Here is a 19427-nt window from a genome sequence, read left to right on the forward strand (position 1 = left end):
GTCGACCGGCCTTGCGGCGGGGCTATTCTTCTTCGCCGAACTTCGAGCCCATCAGCTCGGTGATCGCATCCAGCGCCTGGCGCGCTTCGGGGCCGCTCGCCGAGACGGTCACGGTGGTACCGATTCCGGCGGCCAACATCATCAGGCCCATGATCGAGGTACCGCCGACGGTCTCGCCGTTGCGGGTGACCCAGACCTCGGCATTGAAGCGCTCGGCCATCTGCACAAACTTGGCCGAAGCCCGCGCATGCAGGCCGCGCTTATTGATGACGGGAATCTCACGGGAAATCTTATCGCCGGAAGCGCCGGAGGCTTGGTCCGGTCCGGAACCGGGCTGAGGCGCGTCGATGGTCATTTACCGGCCAATACCCGACTGGCGATGGTGACATATTTGCGTCCGGCCTCCTGGGCCAGCGCAATCGCCTCCGGCAGCGAGCGTTCCTCGCGGACTTTGGCGAGCTTCACCAGCATGGGCAAATTAATGCCCGCGAGCACTTCGACTTTCGGCCGGCTCATGCAGGAAATCGCCAGGTTGGACGGCGTGCCCCCGAACATGTCGGTCAGGATCGCCACGCCCTCGCCGCTGTCGACGCGGTTGACCGCCTCGATGATGTCACTGCGGCACAGATCGGCGTCGTCTTCGGCGCCAATCGTGACGGCTTCGATTTGTTGCTGTGGCCCCATCACGTGTTCCAGCGCTGCCTTGAACTCGTCGGCAAGGCGCCCGTGGGTCACAAGTACCAGACCAATCATCGGAAACTCCTCGCGGGTGCTTGTGGTGCACCGCGCGAACCGGTCACTTTGACCATCCAGAGCCCCTATGCAAGGGGGTCTTCGCGATTCTCCGTCGAAGGCAAGGCGGTGAGGAGCTGCGGCGGGGCCGTTCAGTGACGATTGTGTGGCTGATATAGTTACCAAATCGCTGCGAACAAACCTCCAATCACGCTTCCTCCCCGGCCATGCCGGTTGTCGTCAGAGCAGCCACTACCAAGGGTAGCGGATCGTAGCCGGCGGCGACCGGAACCCGCGGCAATTGGACGCCGCCGATTTCGGTCCGCAGTGCCGCCGTTTCCGGCATTCGCGACGCGTCCGCGGCTACCAGGTCGACCACCAGACCGACCGTTGCGGCGGCGACCGACGCTGTTTGCCGCAAGCCAACACCGCGGATTTCGATCAGGCCTGCCAGCTCCGGCACCTGCCGGACCGTCAGCCGTCCCTGATCCGGTTCCATGAAGACACGGTCGTCGCCGATCAGTTCCGCGCGCGGAATCTGCCCGGCGCGCCCGGCCAGGATCAGCGCCCAGGCCAGTCGCGATTTCCCGGAACCTGAAGGGCCGCGAATCACCACCGCCAGGTCCCCGACCTTCACGGCGGAGGCATGGACGGTGCGCGGCACAGCTTCGGTCATGTCGCCGGCAGCCGGACGATGAAGCGGGCGCCGGCGATGGTCGGTTCGCCGTCCTCGCCCCGCGGGCCGACCCGGTTCTCAGCCCAGATCTTGCCGCCATGAGCTTCGACGATCTGCTTGGAGATCGACAGGCCGAGGCCCGAATTCTGGCCGAAGCCCTGGTGCGGCCGGTCGGTGTAGAAGCGCTCGAAGATCTTCTCGAATGCGTCGTCGCGGATGCCGGGGCCCTCGTCCTCGACGATGATCTCGATCTCGGTCTTGCGCCGGCGGCACAGAATCCGGACCTTGCCGCCTTCGCGCGAGAACGACTGCGCGTTCGACAGCAGGTTGGAGATCACCTGGCCGAGCCGGGAGTCGTGGCCGGGCACCGAAAACTGATCTGCAGCCGCGCCGTCGAATTTCACCTCGACCAGCGCGTTGTGACCGAGCCGGGTCTCATTGGCGACCAGCGTCAGCGTCGTCAGCAGCCGGCGCAAATCGACCTGCGCGGCGTCCTGGCGCTGCAATTCGGCGTCGAGCCGGCTGGCATCGGAAATGTCCGAGATCAGCCGGTCGAGCCGTTTGACGTCGTGTTCGATCACGCTGAGCAGCCGCGCCCGGCTGGTGTCGGTCTTGGCGAGCGGCAGCGTTTCGACCGCCGAGCGCAGCGAGGTCAGCGGGTTCTTCAGCTCGTGGCTGACGTCGGCGGCGAACCGCTCGATCGCCTCGATGCGGTTGTACAGCGAGTCCGTCATGTCGCGCAGCGCGCCGGACAGATGCCCGATCTCGTCGCGGCGCCTTGTGAAATCCGGGATCTCGACCCGGGCGCGGATGCGGCGGCGGACCCGCTCGGCGGCGTCGGCGAGCCGGCGCACCGGGCCGGCGATGGTCGAGGCCAGCAGCACCGACAGCACGAACATCACCACCGCGGCAACGCCGAACACTTTGAGGATTGCGAGCCGCTCGGCGGTGACCATCTGGTCGATATCGTCGCCTTGGGTCGACAGCATCAGCGAGCCGTAGATCGCGCGGAAGCGTTGCACAGGCACCGACACCGAGACGATCACTTCGCCGCGGTCGTTGATGCGCACCATGCTGCTCTTCTGGCCTTTGAGCGACTGGGCGACTTCCTGATAGCCGTTGCCGTTCTCCGGTCCGAGCTCGCGATACAGCGGCAGGTCGCCGCGATTGAACCAGGTGCGGATCGCAATCATCGCCCGCTCGACGATGCTGGGTTTTTCGGCGGTCGGCGGCGGCAGCTCGAACCGCATCACGTCGCCGCGGCCATACAGGCTGCGGCTGTCCAGGATCAGCACGCCATCGCGATCGTAGATCCGGGCGCGGGTCTTGGTCGGCGAGATCAGCCGCCGCAGCACCGGGGCGACGCGCTCCGGATTGATCGGGAAATCCAGCACCGCATATTCGTCCGGCGGGCCGTAGCTCTCACCGGGCTTGAGATCGAGCAGCCGGTCGGGATCGATGGTGATGGTGTTGGTTTCGACGGTCGCGGATGCGGCGATCGCGCCGGCGATGATTTCGGCCTGCACCAGCAGGCTCTGCGCCCGCGCGTCGATCAGGCCGGCGCGGAATTGCGACAGGTACAGAATGCTCGCCGACAGCGCCATCAGGCCGGCGAGGTTCAGCGACAGAATCCGCCGCGTCAGGCTGGAGAAGCTGAGCGTGAAGAAGAATTGGCCGGTACGGCGCACCCAGTCGAGCGGCCGCGGCCAACGGCGACCGTGCACCGGAGTCTCGTCGCGCACCGGGGATTCGTCCTCGGTGTCACGGCGGTCTGAATCAGGCGAGGTGCGATCTAGCAATGGCCATCAGCCCGATGGTTACCGACACGCGCTTGGCGCGCGTCGCGGAGTGTAGCGCAATGCAGCGACATCGTCAGCCGCAGCGCCGGCGGCATGCCGCCCCGATCAGATTTCCTTAAAGCGATAGCCGACGCCGTACAGCGTCTCGATCATCTCGAACTCGTCGTCGACCGCCTTGAACTTCTTGCGCAGCCGTTTGATGTGGCTGTCGATGGTGCGGTCGTCGACATAGACCTGATCGTCATAGGCGGCGTCCATCAGCGCATTGCGGCTCTTCACCACGCCGGGCCGGGTCGCGAGCGCCTGCAGGATCAGGAATTCGGTGACGGTGAGGGTCACCGGCTCGTTCTTCCAGGTGCAGGTATGGCGCTCCGGGTCCATCCGCAGCGGGCCGCGGTCGAGCGCCTTGGCGTCGTTTTCCTTCGGAGCCGCAGCCGGGTCCTTCGGCGCCGAACGCCGCAGCACCGCCTTGACGCGCTCCACCAGCAGCCGCTGCGAGAACGGTTTGCGGATGAAATCGTCGGCGCCCATCTTCAGGCCGAACAGCTCGTCGATCTCCTCGTCCTTCGAGGTGAGGAAGATCACCGGCAGATCGGACTTCTGGCGCAGCCGACGCAGCGTCTCCATGCCGTCCATCCGCGGCATCTTGATGTCGAGGATGGCGAGGTCGGGCGGCGTGGTCCGGAAGCCGTCGAGCGCCGAGGCGCCGTCGGTGTAGGTCATGATCCGGTAGCCTTCGGCTTCCAGCGCGATCGAGACCGAAGTCAGAATGTTGCGGTCGTCGTCGACCAAAGCGATTGTAGGCATGAGGCTTCTTTCCGAAACGGCGTGGCGAGACAGCGAAACGATTCGGCGATCCGCGGTGTGAGGTGGCCCAGAAAGCACAGTCAACGAGCAATGCAAGCTGGGCTGAAATGTGGCCGGTTCCGAATTCGCGCGATCGGGGCAGGCCGGCCTTGATATATGCCGGTTTTTCGTGCCGCAAAGGGCTCCCGGTGCCAATCGTTGGCAGGAACTGAACTCCATTCGACAGGTCTTTGATGCAACCGACCCCCGATTTCAGTGCCCCGAAGCTCGCCAAAACGCTGCTGCGCCGTCGCCGCGAGGGCGCGCTCGCGACGCTGATGGAAAACAGCGGTGCGCCATATTGCTCACTGGTGAATCTCGCCAGCCATCCTGACGGCTCCCCGCTGCTGCTGATCTCCCGTCTTGCGATCCATACCCGCAACGTCCTGGCCGACCCGCGGGTGTCGCTGATGCTTGACGAGCGGAGTGCCGGGGACCCGCTCGAGGGGGCGCGGATCATGTTGGCCGGCAGGGCTGTTCTGGCGCGCCCTGATGAGCTGCCGCTGTGGCGTCGGCGGTATCTCGCGGCGCATCCGGCGGCGGAGGGCTACATCGACTTCGCCGACTTCTCGCTGTTCAAGATCGAGAGCTCGGGACTTCATTTGGTGGCCGGGTTCGGCCGGATCCTGGACTTGTCGCCCGACCGTTACTTGACCGATCTGACCGGCGCAGAGGCGCTGCTCGAGGTCGAGGCTTCGGCGGTCGAGCACATCAATGCCAATCATCCAGATACAATGAAGTTGTACGCCACTCAGCTACTCGGCTCTGGCGAAGCCGACTGGCGCTGCACCGGCATCGATCCGGAAGGGCTGGATCTGCAATGCGAGCGTGCGACGCTGCGGCTCGATTTTCCAAGTCGCGTGGAAAACTCTGCTGCATTGCGGGACATGCTGAAACGCATGGCTGACATTGCCCGCAAAACGGAATGACTTGAGCCAGCGCAATGTCGCTCGGCGGTAAACGAAATAATGCCGGCCGGGTTGGCAAACCCCTCGTTCGCCACTATTCAGTCGCCCCACTGGATCAGGGCGGTATATATTGACGTTACCGCGGCCAGTGATGCGCGTTGGCGGCAATCGCGCGATCGAGACAACGCGGATTCGAGGAGGATCTATTCGTGCAAGAGACGGGCGTGCATAACGGTGCATATGGCACCGACAAATTCGGCCTCAAAAATCTCAAAGGCGTGTACTGGAACTTCGGTGCACCTCAGCTCTATGAGCACGCCCTGAAGAACGGCGAAGCGGTGTTGTCGTCGGACGGCGCCCTCGTTGCTGACACCGGCGTGTTCACCGGCCGCAGCCCGAAGGACAAGTTCACGGTCCGCGACGCCACCACCGAAAACACCATGTGGTGGGGTGGTAATCAGTCGATCACTGCCGAGCAGTTCGAGACGCTGTATCAGGACTTCCTCAAGCACGCCGAAGGCATGACCCTGTTCGCGCAGGACCTGTACGGTGGCGCCGATCCGACCTTCCGCATCAAGACTCGCGTTTACACCGAGCTCGCCTGGCACTCGCTGTTCATCCGCACGCTGCTGCGCCGTCCCGAGCGCGCCGAGCTGGAGAACTTCGTTCCCGAGCTGACGCTGATCGATTTGCCGAGCTTCCGCGCTGATCCGAAGCGCCATGGCTGCCGCTCCGAAAACGTCGTCGCGATCGACTTTGCCCGTAAGATCGTGCTGATCGGCGGCACTCAGTACGCCGGCGAAATGAAGAAGAGCGTGTTCACCACGCTGAACTACTACCTGCCCGAGAAGGGCGTGCTGCCGATGCACTGCTCGGCCAACGTCGGCCCGAACGGCGACACCGCGATCTTCTTCGGCCTGTCCGGCACCGGCAAGACCACGCTCTCGGCCGATCCGAACCGCACGCTGATCGGTGACGACGAGCACGGCTGGGGCAAGGACGGCGTCTTCAACTTCGAAGGCGGCTGCTACGCCAAGTGCATCAAGCTGTCGTCCGAGAACGAGCCGGAAATCTACGCCGCCTCGACCCGCTTCGGCGCCGTGCTCGAGAACGTCGTGCTCGGCGATCTCGATCGCAAGCCGGACTTCGACGACGGCTCCAAGACCGAGAACACCCGCTCGGCCTATCCGCTCGAGTCGATCCCGAATGCGTCGCTGACCGGCCGCGCCGGCCAGCCGAAGAACGTGGTGATGCTCGCCGCCGACGCGTTCGGCGTGATGCCGCCGATCGCCAAGCTGACCCCGGCGCAGGCGATGTATCACTTCCTGTCGGGCTACACCGCCAAGGTCGCCGGCACCGAGCGCGGCGTCACCGAGCCGACCCCGGAATTCTCGACCTGCTTCGGCTCGCCGTTCCTGCCGCGCGATCCGTCGGTGTACGGCAACATGCTGCGCGAGCTGATCGCCAAGCACAATGTCGACTGCTGGCTGGTCAACACCGGCTGGACCGGCGGCATCTACGGCACTGGCCACCGCATGCCGATCAAGGTCACCCGCGCGCTGCTCACCGCCGCGCTGGACGGCTCGCTGCGCAATGTCGAATTCCGCACCGATCCCTACTTCGGCTTCGCGGTCCCGACCGCGCTGCCGGGCGTGCCGAGCGAAATCCTCGATCCGGTGAAGACCTGGGCCGACAAGGCCGCGTTCGACACCACCGCGCGCAAGCTGGTCGGCATGTTCCAGAAGAACTTCGCCAAGTTCGAAGCGCAGGTCGACGCCGAAGTCCGCGCCGCCGCGCCGGACGTCAAGATGGCGGCCGAGTAAGCGCGCCAGCGACCAGTTGAAACGCAAAGGGCGGCCCGCGAGGCCGCCCTTTTCTTGTCCGCGTACTGACGCGGCGATTACTTCAGCGACGCCGTCTTGCCGGTGGCGACGTTCGTCACCGAGCCGTCTTCGAGGCTGATCCGGTAGACCTCGCGCAGCACGTTGCCGGCAAAGCCGAGCTCGACGATCGACACAGTCTTGAAGGTGGCGTCGACGCCGTCCGGCAGGATCTGGTTGAACTCCTTGGCGGCCTGATTCATCTGCGCCTGCAGATCCGGCGTGAACTTGGCCATGCTGTAGACCAGCGTGGTGTGCGGATTGTGCGAGCGCAGCTCCTTGCCGTCCTTGACGACGTTGACGCCGCTGACGCCGACGGTGCGGACCAGATCCTTGGCGGCGTCGCCCATCGCCGCATAGACCGGGCCGGTGCAGCGCGGCAGCGGACCGTCGCGCAGCGGCGTCAGCGCTGCAGTGGCGGTGGTGTTGAACGCCATCATGTCGTCGAAGCTCTTGCCTTCCTTGACCAGGCCGAGGTCGAACCACCACGGCCGGCCGGCGCCCTTGGCCGCTTCGGTGGTGTAGAACGTCTTCAGCTTGACGGTGAGCACCGGCGGCAGCTTCGGCATCGCCGCCAGCATCTTCTCCGGCGTCGCCGGATCGGCGCTGTGGACGTGCACCACGGTGACGTGCGGGATGTTGAACATCTGCGCTTCGGTGTCGAGCTTGGCGTTCAGCAGCTTTTCCTTCAGCGGCCCGCGGATGGTGCTGTCGAGAACGTCGTTGACGTTCTTGGGCAGGGTGTAGACCAGGCCGAAGGTGCGGGCGTGATCGCGAAATTCGGATTTCGACAGCGCGCTGTTGTCGATCGTGCCGTCGGCGGCAGCGGCGACGCCGGCGGAGACCGCCACGGCGAGCAGCACGGAAGTAATCGAAGTCAGCAGGGTGTTGCGCATGAGTTGGCCCTTCGCGGGATTTGAACGGAGGTGATGCGATCGCGCCGACGCTGCCCGGATCGGGCGCGACGTTCGATCGGCATCAGGCGGTCGATGACGAGACATCGACTGCGAATTACCGATGCTGCATGACAGTGCTGTTGCAGACGCCCGGCCGCGGCCTGAGGCGCACTGTCGCAGATCGGCGCGTTGGATGACAAAGTGGCCGCAACACCGCCTCGTTTCGTCCTGATACATATCGTCCGAATATCCGGGTAGCAGGTGATGAATGATCGATCGGCGTGAATTGATGAAGGCCGCGACGGGGCTTGCCGGCTTAGGCCTGTTCGGCAGTTCCGCCGCGCTGGCAGCCGACGCACTCGCCGATATGTGCGCGCGGCTCGAAGCCGGCAGCGGCGGCCGGCTTGGTGTCGGTGTGCTCGACACCGCCAGCGGCCGCATGATCGGTCATCGTCTCGATGAGCGGTTTCCGATGTGCAGCACCTTCAAGGTGTTGGCCGCCGGTCTGGTGCTGGCGCGAGTCGACCGCAAGCAGGAAAAACTCGATCGCCGGGTCAGCTACGCCAAGGCGGACCTCGTCACCTATTCGCCGGCGACAGAGAAGCACGTCGAGGATGGCATGACGATCGCCGAGCTGTGCAAGGCGGCGATCACGCTGAGTGACAACACCGCTGCGAACCTTCTGCTGGCGAGCTTCGGCGGCCCGGCCGGTCTCACCGCGTTCGCCCGCTCGCTCGGCGACGAGACCACGCGGCTCGACCGGATCGAAACCGAACTCAACGAGGCGCTGCCGGGCGATCCGCGCGACACCACTTCGCCGCGGGCGATGGCGCAGGATCTGCGCGCGCTCACACTCGGCGACGCGTTGTCGCCTGCGTCGCGCGCGCAACTGATCACTTGGCTGAAAGCCAACACCACGGGTGGCACGCGCTTGCGCGCCGGCGTGCCGCCGGGCTGGACCGTCGGCGACAAGACCGGCACCGGCGGTCGCGGCACCGCCAACGATATCGCGGTGCTGTGGCCGCCGCAGCGCACGCCGTTGATCGTCACCGTGTATCTGACCGGCGCGACGGTGGTGCGCGATCAGCAAAACAAGATCATCGCGGACGTCGGCGCCGCGGTGGCGGACGCCATGCGCGGCTGAGCCGCGCACGGCGCGTCACGACCGCTTGGCGGCTTTCTTCTTCGCCGCCTTGGTTTTCGCGGTGGTCTTCTTCACGGCCGTCTTGGCTGTCTTCTTCGTCGCGGCTTTCTTTGTGCCGCCCTTAGGGGCGGAGGCTTGCTCACGCATCAGCGTCTTCAGATAGGCGTCGGTCTTGTCGACGTTGAATTCGGTCCACATGATCAGGTGGTCGGACATCTGGAAGGTGCGCCAGGTGTTGAAGGCCGCGCTCGCCGGCATCACGCCTTTGTAGAGCTTCGGATCATTGAAGGCGTACTGATAGAAGTTGAACACGCCGGCGTTCGAGCACTCGATGCCGCGGGTCTCCTTGAAGAACGCGATCTGGTCGTAGAACTTGTCCTCGGAAACGTTGCTGCCCTTTTGTCTCAACAGCGGCTCCGGAATCACGAAACGGTTCTTGGTCAGCGCCTGGAAGGTCGCATCCTCGCGGCCGAAGATGTTGAAGTCACCGAGCAGAACCAGGTTCTCCGGCGAGTAGTCCACCGGGTCGTCGAGGTTGATGTAACTCTTGGCCTTGTCGGCGAGCAGCTTCGCGGTTTTCTCGATCTCCTCGATCCGCTTCGGGTCGTCCTTCTTGCCTTCGCCGTAGTAGATGTGGACGGTGCACAGATTGAACTTCGCCCAGCCGGACTGGAAGCCGCAGATGAATGGGGTGCGGGCGATTTGCGCGACCAGCTTGCTGGCCGACTTGCTCGGCAGCACAAGTTCGCCTGCGAGCCCGGTGAAGCGGACCCGCGAGCGGTTAAACAGAAAGGCGAGCCGTTCGCCGTTGCCGCCGTCGGCAAGGCTGACGTCGTTGTAGATGTAGTCCCAGTCGCGGCCGAGAATCCGAACGACCTGTTTGAGCGCGACGAGATCCTGCCGGACTTCCTGGACGGCAACCAGATCGAACCGGCTGATGCATTCGGCGATGCAGTACAACGCATCGGGAATCCGGCCGCGATACTTGGTGCCGCCGAATTCGCGGATGTTCCAAGTCGCGAGCAGGAAGTTGCCCGGACCTTTGGCCGGCAACCGCCGTAAGCCGGTGCGCAGGCCGGTGAGGGTGGTGATAAGGCGGCCGCGATCGGCGTCGCTCATTCTGCGGAGGCCGGTGTAGTCCATGCGATCCTCCTTGGTACTGAAAGGAGGAAGGTTAGCGCCTCGGAACGAGCGGGTGCAACTACTGATTGTAACCGGCGGTCACGTCAGGAAGTACATCGCACCGCGATAGCAGACGTACAGCCCGACCGCGATGACCACCGCGGAGAATACGCTGCGCAGCACTTTGTCGTGGCCGCCGATCAGTTTGCCGGTGCCGATCCCGATCAGGCCGCCGATCAGGCCGCCGCCGATGAAGGTGCCGGCGAGCCGCCAGTCGATCAATCCCGACAGCGCGTAACTGGTCGCGGTCGAGGCGCCGAACGCCACCACGGCGACCAGCGAGGTGCCGATTGCCGAGGTCAGCGGCATCCCGGTGGCGAGGATCAGGCCAGGCACGATCAGGAAGCCGCCGCCGATGCCGAGGAAGCCGGCCAGTAGTCCGACGCCGAAACCGGTGCCGATCAGCCGCGGCAGCATCGCCCTAGCGGTGTCCCGCGTCAGCCTCACGGCCGGATCGCCGCCGCCGCGATTCTTGCGCGACATCAGCGCGCCGATCACGATCATTAATAGCCCGAACAGGATCAGCAACTTCTGGCCGTCGACCTGCTTGGCAATGGTGGCGCCGGCAAATGCGCCGCCGATGCCCGCCGCGGAGAACACGACCGCGCAGGCCCAGCGCACATTGCCGGCGGCCCAGTGCGACAGCATGTTGGCCAGCGCGCTGATCGCCACCGCAATCGACGAGGTGCCGATCGCCATGTGCGGCGAGCGCACCCCGACCACATAGACCAGGAGCGGCACCGCCAGCACCGAGCCGCCACCGCCGATCAGCGCCAGGATGAACCCGACCAGGGCCCCCGACGCGACGGTGACGAGGTCAGTGAAAGGAATATTCGGCAGCATGAAATTCTACAAAAAGCTCCTTGTGCACATAAAATATGCTAATAAATCTGACTTGCACGCAATGTAAATTCTCTCGGATCAGGACACTCGCTCGTGACCAGCCCGTCCTCGCCAGCCATCCGTGCGTTCTTCGACGAGCCGACCAACACGGTCAGCTATCTCGTCTCCGATCCTGCCAGCGGCCGTGCGGCGGTGATCGATCCGGTGCTCGACTATGACCACGGGGACGGCTCGGTCGACGTCCGCTCGGTCGAGACGATCCTGGACGCTGCGCGCGCCGACGGGCTGATGATCGACTGGGTGCTCGAGACTCATGCCCATGCCGATCACCTGTCCGGCGCGCCCTACATCAAGGCCAAGACCGGCGCCCGGGTCGGGATCGGCGAGCATATCAAGGACGTGCAGAAGATCTTCCGGCCGCTGTTCAACGCCGACGATCTGCGCACCGACGGCAGCGATTTCGATCACCTGTTCAAGGACGGCGAGCGGTTCATGATCGGCGGCCTCACGGTCGAGGTGATGCACACGCCCGGTCACACGCCGGCCGACATCGCCTACAGGATCGCCGATGCGGTGTTCGTCGGTGACACGCTGTTCATGCCTGACTACGGCACGGCGCGGGCCGACTTCCCGGGCGGCGACGCCCACCAGCTGTATCGCTCGATCCAGAAGCTGTTGGCGCTGCCGCCGCAGACCCGGCTGTTCATGTGCCACGACTACAAGGCGCCGGGCCGCGACACCTATGCTTGGGAAACCACCGTTCAGGCCGAGCGCGAAGGCAACGTGCATCTGCGCGGCGGGGTGAGTGAGGAAGACTTCGTCGCGATGCGGACCAAGCGCGACGCGACCCTGAAGGCGCCGACGCTGCTGCTGCCGTCGATCCAGGTCAACATCCGCGCCGGCCGCTTCCCGAAGGCGCAGCACAACGGCGTGCGCTATCTGCTGCTGCCGGTGCGCCCAAGGCCCGGCGCCGAGGCCGGAATTAGCTGACGGTGGCGGCCGCGGCCAACCGACGCGCCAAACCTTAACACGGTGTTAACCGCCGAGGTGTGGAGTGCCGACGCGAGATTCGTCATGGGAGCCGCGCGATGGCTGACATCATGAGCGTGCTGGCGTCGGGTTACTCGTCCGCGGCGCTGCAGACGCCGTCGAAGACCAAATACGTCAATGTCGATCCGGCGCTCTACAACGGCACCTGGACCGGCACCTATTCGAACACCAAGAAGTTCTCGATCACCGTCTCGGACGTGCAGGGTTTCCGCGCGCAGGTGAAGTATCAGAGCGAAGGCACGGTGAAGTATCAGAGCGTGTTGATCAAGGACGGCGCGTTCCGGATCGGCGACACCAAGTTTGCGCTTGGTAAGAACGACACCGCCTCGATCCGCAACGTCGTCACCGATGCGGCGACCGGCCAGACTCAGCTCGTCACCGGCACCGCCAAGCGAAGCTGAGGCATCGCGCTCACGGCTTGCCCTCCGCCGCTCTTCGTACGGGGCATTTTCATCAGTTGTCGTTATGGCCGGGCTGGTCCCGGCCATCTGTGTTTCCGGGCTTCAGATGTGGATGCCCGCACGAGGCTAGGCGCGCCGCGCGAGCAACCAAACAAAAACCCCGCCGGTGAGGGCGGGGTTCGTAGCTATCAGCTCTGCGCGGCTTGCGATCAGTGCGCGGCTTCCAGAGCCGCCTGTTCCTGGCGGGCGATGGTGCCCTTGACGGCGCTCTGCACCTTCTCGAACGCCCGCACTTCGATCTGGCGCACGCGCTCGCGCGACACGCCGAATTCGGAGGCGAGATCTTCAAGCGTCATCGGCTCGTCGGCGAGGCGGCGGGCCTCGAAGATCCGCCGTTCGCGCGGGTTCAGCACCTGGATCGCCCCGTTGAGCGCGGCCCGGCGCTGGTCGAGCTCTTCGTGCTCGGCCATCACCGCTTCCTGGCTCGGCGACTGATCGACCAGCCAGTCCTGCCATTCGCCCGGCTCGCCGTCGTCGCGGATCGGCGCGTTGAGCGAAGCGTCGCCGCCGAGGCGGCGGTTCATGTCGACCACGTCCTGCTCGGTCACCCCGAGCCGGGTGGCGATCAGCTTGACCTGGTCGGGATGCAGATCGCCCTCGTCCAGCGCCGAGATCTTGCTCTTCGCCTTGCGCAGATTGAAGAACAGCTTCTTCTGGTTCGCGGTGGTACCCATCTTCACGAGTGACCACGAACGCAGGATGTACTCTTGAATCGACGCCTTGATCCACCACATCGCGTAGGTGGCGAGGCGGAAGCCCTTCTCGGGCTCGAACCGCTTCACCGCCTGCATCAGGCCGACGTTGCCTTCCGAGACGACCTCGGAGATCGGCAGGCCATAGCCGCGGTAGCCCATCGCGATTTTGGCGACGAGGCGAAGGTGGCTGGTGACGAGTTGATGCGCCGCGTCGCGATCACCGTGTTCGCGCCAGCGTTTGGCGAGCATGTACTCTTGCTGAGGCTCGAGCATCGGAAACTTGCGGATTTCCGCAAGGTAGCGAGCAAGGCCGGATTCTCCGTTGAGAATCGGGAGAGTAGCAGCACGGGCCATTCAGCGCCCTCCAATTGGTTTCAGGCCCCCGATAGCGGGCGGCCAGGCAGACGGGCCGCTGTGTCAAAGCCGACCGGCCTGCGAAGGTTCCGCGTTGGCTCATCCCAACGCACCTGCAATATACAATACGTTAGTCGCGCAAGTTTAGTTACGGTCTTGTCACGTCGTTGTTACGCCGCAACAACGCGGTGAAATGATTTACGTTTTCTGACTTTGCTGCGTCATTCCGTCGCCGTCAGCGCGGCCTGAAGATGGGCCAAATCGGCCGGCAGGGGTGATTCCCAGGTCAGCACCTCGCCGGTCGAGGGGTGCTCCAGCGTCAGCAAATACGCGTGCAGCGCCTGCCGTCCGAGCCCTGCCAACGCGGCGCGCCCCGCCGGGGCGAGCTGGTTAGCCTTGGTCTTGAAGTGCGGCCCGTAGACGTCGTCGCCGAGCAGGGGATGGCCGAGATGGGCGAGGTGCACCCGGATCTGATGGGTCCGGCCGGTCTCGAGCTGGCAGGCGATCAGCGCCGCGACCGGCTTGCCGTCCTTGCCGGAGAAGTTCTCCAGTACCTCCCAATGGGTAATCGCCTCCCGGCCGCCCTGGCGCACCGCCATCTTCTCCCGCGCATGCGGGTGGCGGTCGATCGGGGCGTCGATCGTGCCGTATTTGCGGCCCGGCACCCCCCAGACGAAGGCGAGGTAGCCGCGGCGCAGTTCCCCGGTGCGGCCGTGGTCGGCGAATTGCGCGCTCAGCGACTGGTGCGCTTTGTCGTTCTTGGCCGCCACCATCAGGCCGGTGGTATCTTTATCCAGCCGGTGCACGATCCCCGGCCGCCTCACCCCGCCGATCCCGGACAGCGACGCCCCGCAATGCGCGATCAGGGCGTTGACCAGGGTCCCGGTCTCGTGCCCGGCCGCCGGGTGGACCACCAGCCCGCGCGGCTTGTTCAGCACGATGATGTCGGCGTCCTCGTAGACGATGTCGAGCGCGATCGCCTCGCCGGCCGGCTCGGCCGGGACCGGCGGCGGCACGTCGATTGTGATCGTCTCGCCCGGGGAGGCGTGATAAGCGGGGTCGCGGACGAGGGTGCCGGCGATCGCCACCCGGCCGTCGAGGATCAGCGCTTTCAGCCGCGACCGCGACAGCTCGGGGCAGCGCGCCGCCAGCACGCGGTCGAGCCGCTGCGAGCCCTCGTCGCCGGCCACCACCACATTCACGGGATTTTCCGGCGTTTCGCCCACAACCGCACCTTCCAAAACAGCCGCCTTCAAACAGAGATTCGCATGACCGACACCGCCACGCCCGACCCCACCCCCGAGCAGGCCGCGCTGTTTGCGCGGGTGCGGCGGATGATGCTGATCGCGGGCCTGACCACGACGCTGGCGGTGGCCGCGGTGTTGATCGCCATCGGCTATAAGCTTTTCCGCGCCGAGGGAAGCGCGCCGGCCGCCACCGAGCACACCCTGCGGCTGCCGAAGGGCGCCCGCGTGGTCTCGACCGCCTCCGCCGGCGACTATGTGGTCGTCACCCTCGACATCGGCGGCGCCACCGAGCTGCGCACCTTCGAGGCCAAAACCCTCAAACCCACCGGCCGCCTGACCTTCGCGACCGAACCGTAGGCGGTGGGGCGCGTTCGTTCGGTTCCGTCCGTCTTGAAGACGAGCGCCTTGCCTTTAGATCGATGTCTTGCCCCACTAACGTCGTCATGGCCGGGCTTGCCCCGGCCATCCACGGCCACAGGCACGGCCATTCTTTAAGGATGGATGCCCGGGTCCGAGCCCGGGCATGACGGATTTCGGAAAAGGCCGCCCCCCGATCTTGCGGCGGCGCGGTTTCGCGGCTATTGGTTCGGCCCTCACGCTCCCTTCGTCTAGCGGTTAGGACGCGGCCCTCTCAAGGCTGAAACAGGGGTTCGATTCCCCTAGGGAGCGCCATTCGCGTTAATAGCTGCGGATGCCGACCTCACGCAGGTCTTCCCGGCGATCAGTTATTCGAGCCGGCTCCCCGCTCAATACCCGCCGCCACCACCGGCGCCTGATCTGCTGCGACCGGCCGTGAGAACACGTAGCCCTGCACGAAATCACAGTCGAAGGCGGTGAGCAGATCGACCTCGGCGGCCAGTTCGGCGCCTTCGGCGACGACGCTCATGCCGAGGCCGTGCGCCAGCGCGATGATGCCGCCGAGCAGTTTGCACTTCTCGGGCACGGTGGCGATGCCGTCGACGAAGGTGCGGTCGATCTTCAGGCGATTGAACGGCAGGCGTGTCAGATAGCCGAGCGACGAATAGCCGGAGCCGAAATCATCGAGCGCGAGCTGGATGCCCAGCTTCGACAGCGCCGCGAGCGTCGTGCTGACTTTCTGTTTGGTGTGATCGACGAACAGATTCTCGGTCAGCTCCAGGCACAGCAGCTCCGGCGGCAGGCCGGTGTCGGCCAGCACCGTGGCCACGACTTTCTCGAAATCGCCGTTCCAGATCTGCGCCGGAGACACGTTCACCGAGATGGTCCTGGCCGGCAGTCCGGCGTCGAGCCAGCCGCGCATCTGCTTGCAGGCATCGCGCAGCACCCAATGGCCGAGATCGACGATCAGGCCGGTGGTTTCCGCGATCGGAATGAACTCCGCCGGTGAAATCGGCCCGCGTTCGGGATGGCTCCAGCGCAGCAGCGCTTCGAAGCCGATGACCCGACCGGTCTTGAGGTCGATCTGCGGCTGGTAATGCGTATTGAGGCCGCCGCTGTCGACGGCATGGCGCAGCCTCCGGCCGAGGTCGAGCTTCTGATCGACCGCCTCGGCATACATCGGCTCGAACAGCTGCGCCCGGCCGCGCCCGGCCTCTTTGGCCATATAGAGCGCAAGATCCGCATTGCGCGAGGCCTTCTCCGCGGTTGCGCCGTGCTCCGGCAAGATGGCGATGCCGATGGTGGCGCCGATGCAGGCCTCGCCTTCGGCAAGCTCGACCGGGACTGATAGTTTCGCGATCAACCGGTCCGCAAGGGCGGTCGTCGCTTCGACAGACGTATTTGGAGAGTTCGTCAGCACCGCAAATTCGTCGCCGCCGATCCGGGCGATAAAGGCTTGCGGACCCAGCTCCTGTCGCAACACTCCCGCCACGTGAATCAGCAGGCTGTCGCCGGTGGAATGGCCGAGGGAATCGTTGACCTCTTTGAAGCGATCGAGGTCGATCAGGTACAGCGCGTTCTGGCCGTGCTCCGCCATCGGGTTCTCGAACAGATCGGCGAGCTTGCGCTTGTAGAGCGCGCGATTAGCAAGGCCGGTCAGCGGATCCGTATAGGCGAGCTGCTCGAGCCGGCGCTCCGCCTCCTTGCGATCGGTGACGTCTTGCGCGGTGCCGATCAGGCCGATGACCCTCCCGTTCGAAATCTCGGCCTTGCAGATGATGGCCAGATCGCGTGGCGTGCCGTCGGTGTGCAGAATCCGAATGTCGGTAGCTTCCGTCGTGCTGGTGCGAAGAACGCGCTTCTGGATCTTCAGCAGGCGTGCGGCGTCATCGTCCAGAAAATAAGGCTCTGTGCCTTCATAGGTCGGTTCGAACGCATCGGGCTCCAGGCCAAGCAGCTGATAGAGTTCGGGCGACCACACGGTCCGGCCGGTGTCGAGCCGATGAGTCCAGGTCCCGATCCGGCCGAGCCGATGAGCCTCTTCCAACGCTCCGGTGCGCTGGTCGAGCAATGTTCTGGCGGCCGCAAGCTGGGTGATGTCGCTGGCTGTGCCGCGATAGCCCAGGAATGTCCCGTCATCGGCAAAGATCGGCTTGCCGCTGGTCGAAATAATGATCCGCGAGCCGTCGTTGCCAATCGATGTGTAGATGAAGTCACGGAACGGGCGATGGGCTTCCATATCGTCCCGGTGCAGGGCCATGGAGCCTTCTTCGTCGGGCGCATAAGCGAGCTCCCACCGCGCCTTTCCGCCGGACGCGACGGTCTGCAGCGCCGCATTGCCATCGAGTGATTTCGGATAGGGAAGCAACCGATGGTCGGGGCCGGACTCCCAACACCAGTCCGACGCGGTGCTGACGAAATCTGCCAGACGCTGTTCGCTCACGGCCAGCTGCCGGAGGGCAGATGTTTCAGGAGTTGCATCGCGGACGATGCCGAACACCCGCTGGACCTGACCGTTCGCATCGAACTCCGGCTCGCCGTGCACGACGCAATCGAGCAGACGGCCATCAGGCTTGATCAGTTTCGTTTCCACCGCAAACGGCCGGCCCTCCGTCCAGCACGCGGCGTAGTGAGCCTGCAGAATCGCGTGGCTGTCGGTGAGGTCATGGTCACGAGCCGGCGCGAGCGGAACGGAATCGTCGGGCGTGTCGGCATCGTAGAGCGACGTGAATTCAGCCGACATCCAGAAATCGGTTGCGGCGGCGCTGTAAGACTCCCAATACGCAGCGCGCGCCATCCGCATCGCGCGACGCAGCGACCACTCCTGATGCCACCCCCGCGGTTCTCGTGGGTAAGGCTGCCGCAATGACACTCCCCGAACGGCCATCTTTCACCACCCAAGACGAACCCGCATCATGGTACAGTCGTAACATGAGGCTACCCGGCTTCAGAGCGAAAGTTCCAACGAGATCAGAGCGCTCGCCATCGTGGTATAATTTGCGTGAACCGACTTGGAACCGGCGTGGCCGCGCCGGAGTAGATCGAGGTTGGAACTTCGGGTTCCGCCTTGTCGGAACAACGCGTAGTTCATAGCGCCCCAAGCAAGTCCTGTTTCAGATCCTCATAATCCTCCAGTCCTACTGAGATCCTGATCAGTCCGTCGGTAAATCCGTGCCGCGCGCGTTCGGCCGGATCGTAGGTCGCGTGGGTCATGCTGGCCGGGTGTTGGATCAGGGTCTCGGCGTCGCCGAGACTGACCGCTCGCGTCGCCAGCTTCACCTTGTCCATGAAGCTGCGGCCGGCTGCTAATCCGCCTCTGAGCTCGAGTGCGATCATGCCGCCGGGCTGGCGCATCTGCCGCTGCGCGAGGTTGCGCTGCTTGTGGCTGTCGAGACCGGGGTAGTACACGGCGGCGACGGCGGGATGCGCTTCGAGATCGTGCGCGAGCTTTACGGCGGTGGCGCTGTGGCGATCCATCCGCAGGTTCAACGTCTTCAGGCCGCGCAGGATCAGGAAGGCGTCGAACGCCGAGATGCAGGCACCGTTCAGCTCCTTAATGCCGACGAAGCGGAGCTGATCGATGATCTCCTTCGGCCCCACCACCGCGCCGGCGAGCAGGTCGCCATGGCCGCCGAGATACTTCGTCGCCGAATGGGTGACGAGATCTGCGCCGAGATCGAGCGGGCGCTGCAGATAAGGCGTGCAGTAGGTGTTGTCGACGACGAGGCGAGCGTCGGCGCGCCGGCAGATCTCGGCGCAGGCGGCGATGTCGACCAGCCGCATGTTCGGATTGGTCGGGGTCTCGGTGAACACCAGCCGGGTATTCGGCCGTAGCGCGGCCTGCAGATTGGCCGGATCGGTGAGATCGGCGAACACCACCTCGATGCCGAACCGTGGCAGATGATGCTCGAACAGACCGAAGGTGCAGCCGTACAGCATCTGGTCGGCGATGATGCCGTCGCCCGTCTTCAGCAGCGTCCAGATCAGCGCCGTCAGGGCTCCGACGCCCGAGGCGGTGGCGAGCGCGGCCTCGCCGCCTTCCAGCGCCGCCAGTCGGCTCTCCAGCACCGCCACCGTCGGATTGCCGACCCGCGAATACACGAAGCCTTCGGCCTCGCCGGCGAACCGCGCCGCGCCCTCAGCGGCGCTGGCGAACGCGTAGGTCGAGGTCAGGAACAGCGGCGGGTTGAGCGCACCGTGATGCGCCAGCGGGTCGTAGCCGTGGTGGATCGCGGTGGTGGCAAAGCCGGGCGAGTGGGACGATTCGGTCATGGCGGGGCTCCTTTTTGGCGAGTATGGCCCGAAGCCCGCTTCTAAACTTGCCAATCATGCTATCAAACACATACAAATTGGCAAT

Annotated in this window: 18 protein-coding genes and 1 tRNA gene; 7 read left to right on the plus strand and 12 right to left on the minus strand. The window is 64.9% G+C overall.

Annotated features, from left to right (window positions below):
- Positions 1–22: 22 nt before the first annotated feature.
- The 5 genes from HZF03_RS01790 to HZF03_RS01810 all read right to left on the minus strand — a co-directional run bounded on the left by HZF03_RS01790 (position 23) and on the right by HZF03_RS01810 (position 4014).
- A complete protein-coding gene (locus tag HZF03_RS01790) occupies positions 23–355 on the minus strand; it encodes an HPr family phosphocarrier protein (RefSeq protein ID WP_012494088.1) in 333 nt (110 codons plus the stop codon).
- Complete coding sequence (locus tag HZF03_RS01795) at positions 352–753, minus strand: PTS sugar transporter subunit IIA (RefSeq protein ID WP_011155923.1); 402 nt, start codon at positions 751–753, stop codon at positions 352–354. The genes HZF03_RS01790 and HZF03_RS01795 overlap by 4 nt, the downstream gene beginning before the upstream one ends.
- A 187-nt stretch (positions 754–940) precedes the next feature.
- Complete coding sequence (locus tag HZF03_RS01800) at positions 941–1408, minus strand: HPr kinase/phosphorylase (protein ID WP_119017615.1); 468 nt, start codon at positions 1406–1408, stop codon at positions 941–943.
- Positions 1405–3207, minus strand: coding sequence for a sensor histidine kinase (locus HZF03_RS01805; RefSeq protein ID WP_179906251.1), 1803 nt, complete (start codon positions 3205–3207; stop codon positions 1405–1407). Before HZF03_RS01805 ends, HZF03_RS01800 begins: the two co-directional genes overlap by 4 nt.
- 105 nt (positions 3208–3312) lie before the next feature.
- Positions 3313–4014 (minus strand): response regulator transcription factor, encoded by a 702-nt coding sequence (locus HZF03_RS01810; protein WP_011155926.1) that lies wholly within the window; start codon positions 4012–4014, stop codon positions 3313–3315.
- Between the two features lie 233 nt (positions 4015–4247).
- On the opposite strand from HZF03_RS01810, the gene HZF03_RS01815 reads away from it, so the two are divergent.
- Positions 4248–4982 (plus strand): HugZ family pyridoxamine 5'-phosphate oxidase, encoded by a 735-nt coding sequence (locus HZF03_RS01815; RefSeq protein WP_119017614.1) that lies wholly within the window; start codon positions 4248–4250, stop codon positions 4980–4982.
- A gap of 188 nt (positions 4983–5170) precedes the next feature.
- The gene (locus tag HZF03_RS01820) at positions 5171–6784 is read left to right on the plus strand and encodes a phosphoenolpyruvate carboxykinase (RefSeq protein ID WP_119017613.1); all 1614 of its coding nucleotides are present in this window, start codon (positions 5171–5173) and stop codon (positions 6782–6784) included.
- Between the two features lie 77 nt (positions 6785–6861).
- Here the strand turns inward: HZF03_RS01820 and HZF03_RS01825 are convergent, their stop codons facing one another.
- Complete coding sequence (locus tag HZF03_RS01825; protein WP_119017612.1) at positions 6862–7737, minus strand: hypothetical protein; 876 nt, start codon at positions 7735–7737, stop codon at positions 6862–6864.
- 268 nt (positions 7738–8005) lie between these two features.
- Here HZF03_RS01825 and bla point away from each other — a divergent pair, with 268 nt between their 5' ends.
- Positions 8006–8881, plus strand: a complete 876-nt coding sequence (bla, locus tag HZF03_RS01830) for a class A beta-lactamase (protein ID WP_119017611.1) — start codon at positions 8006–8008, stop codon at positions 8879–8881.
- A 15-nt stretch (positions 8882–8896) separates the two neighbouring features.
- On the opposite strand, the gene HZF03_RS01835 is transcribed toward bla, so the two are convergent.
- Both HZF03_RS01835 and HZF03_RS01840 read right to left on the minus strand, forming a co-directional pair.
- A complete protein-coding gene (locus tag HZF03_RS01835) occupies positions 8897–10024 on the minus strand; it encodes an endonuclease/exonuclease/phosphatase family protein (RefSeq protein WP_119017610.1) in 1128 nt (375 codons plus the stop codon).
- A 78-nt stretch (positions 10025–10102) separates the two neighbouring features.
- Positions 10103–10906, minus strand: a complete 804-nt coding sequence (locus HZF03_RS01840) for a sulfite exporter TauE/SafE family protein (protein WP_119017609.1) — start codon at positions 10904–10906, stop codon at positions 10103–10105.
- A gap of 93 nt (positions 10907–10999) precedes the next feature.
- On the opposite strand from HZF03_RS01840, the gene HZF03_RS01845 reads away from it, so the two are divergent.
- Together HZF03_RS01845 and HZF03_RS01850 are read left to right on the plus strand one after the other, a co-directional pair.
- On the plus strand, positions 11000–11896 hold the full coding sequence (locus HZF03_RS01845) for an MBL fold metallo-hydrolase (protein WP_119017608.1): 897 nt from the start codon (positions 11000–11002) through the stop codon (positions 11894–11896).
- 98 nt (positions 11897–11994) lie between these two features.
- On the plus strand, positions 11995–12357 hold the full coding sequence (locus HZF03_RS01850) for a hypothetical protein (RefSeq protein WP_119017607.1): 363 nt from the start codon (positions 11995–11997) through the stop codon (positions 12355–12357).
- A 209-nt stretch (positions 12358–12566) separates the two neighbouring features.
- On the opposite strand, the gene rpoH is transcribed toward HZF03_RS01850, so the two are convergent.
- On the minus strand, positions 12567–13466 hold the full coding sequence (gene rpoH, locus HZF03_RS01855; protein ID WP_011155935.1) for an RNA polymerase sigma factor RpoH: 900 nt from the start codon (positions 13464–13466) through the stop codon (positions 12567–12569).
- A gap of 221 nt (positions 13467–13687) precedes the next feature.
- Positions 13688–14662, minus strand: coding sequence for an RluA family pseudouridine synthase (locus tag HZF03_RS01860; protein ID WP_165858097.1), 975 nt, complete (start codon positions 14660–14662; stop codon positions 13688–13690).
- Between the two features lie 72 nt (positions 14663–14734).
- On the opposite strand from HZF03_RS01860, the gene HZF03_RS01865 reads away from it, so the two are divergent.
- Together HZF03_RS01865 and HZF03_RS01870 are read left to right on the plus strand one after the other, a co-directional pair.
- The gene (locus HZF03_RS01865) at positions 14735–15070 is read left to right on the plus strand and encodes a hypothetical protein (RefSeq protein ID WP_012494099.1); all 336 of its coding nucleotides are present in this window, start codon (positions 14735–14737) and stop codon (positions 15068–15070) included.
- Between the two features lie 240 nt (positions 15071–15310).
- Positions 15311–15385 (plus strand) — tRNA-Glu (locus tag HZF03_RS01870).
- Positions 15386–15434: 49 nt separating this feature from the next.
- On the opposite strand, the gene HZF03_RS01875 is transcribed toward HZF03_RS01870, so the two are convergent.
- Complete coding sequence (locus HZF03_RS01875; protein WP_234832177.1) at positions 15435–17813, minus strand: sensor domain-containing protein; 2379 nt, start codon at positions 17811–17813, stop codon at positions 15435–15437.
- A gap of 344 nt (positions 17814–18157) precedes the next feature.
- The gene (gene megL / locus HZF03_RS01880) at positions 18158–19342 is read right to left on the minus strand and encodes a methionine gamma-lyase (RefSeq protein WP_119017605.1); all 1185 of its coding nucleotides are present in this window, start codon (positions 19340–19342) and stop codon (positions 18158–18160) included.
- Positions 19343–19427 lie beyond the last annotated feature (85 nt).

The sequence above is a fragment of the Rhodopseudomonas palustris genome, assembly GCF_013415845.1.
GTDB classification, from domain to species: Bacteria; Pseudomonadota; Alphaproteobacteria; order Rhizobiales; family Xanthobacteraceae; genus Rhodopseudomonas; species Rhodopseudomonas palustris_F.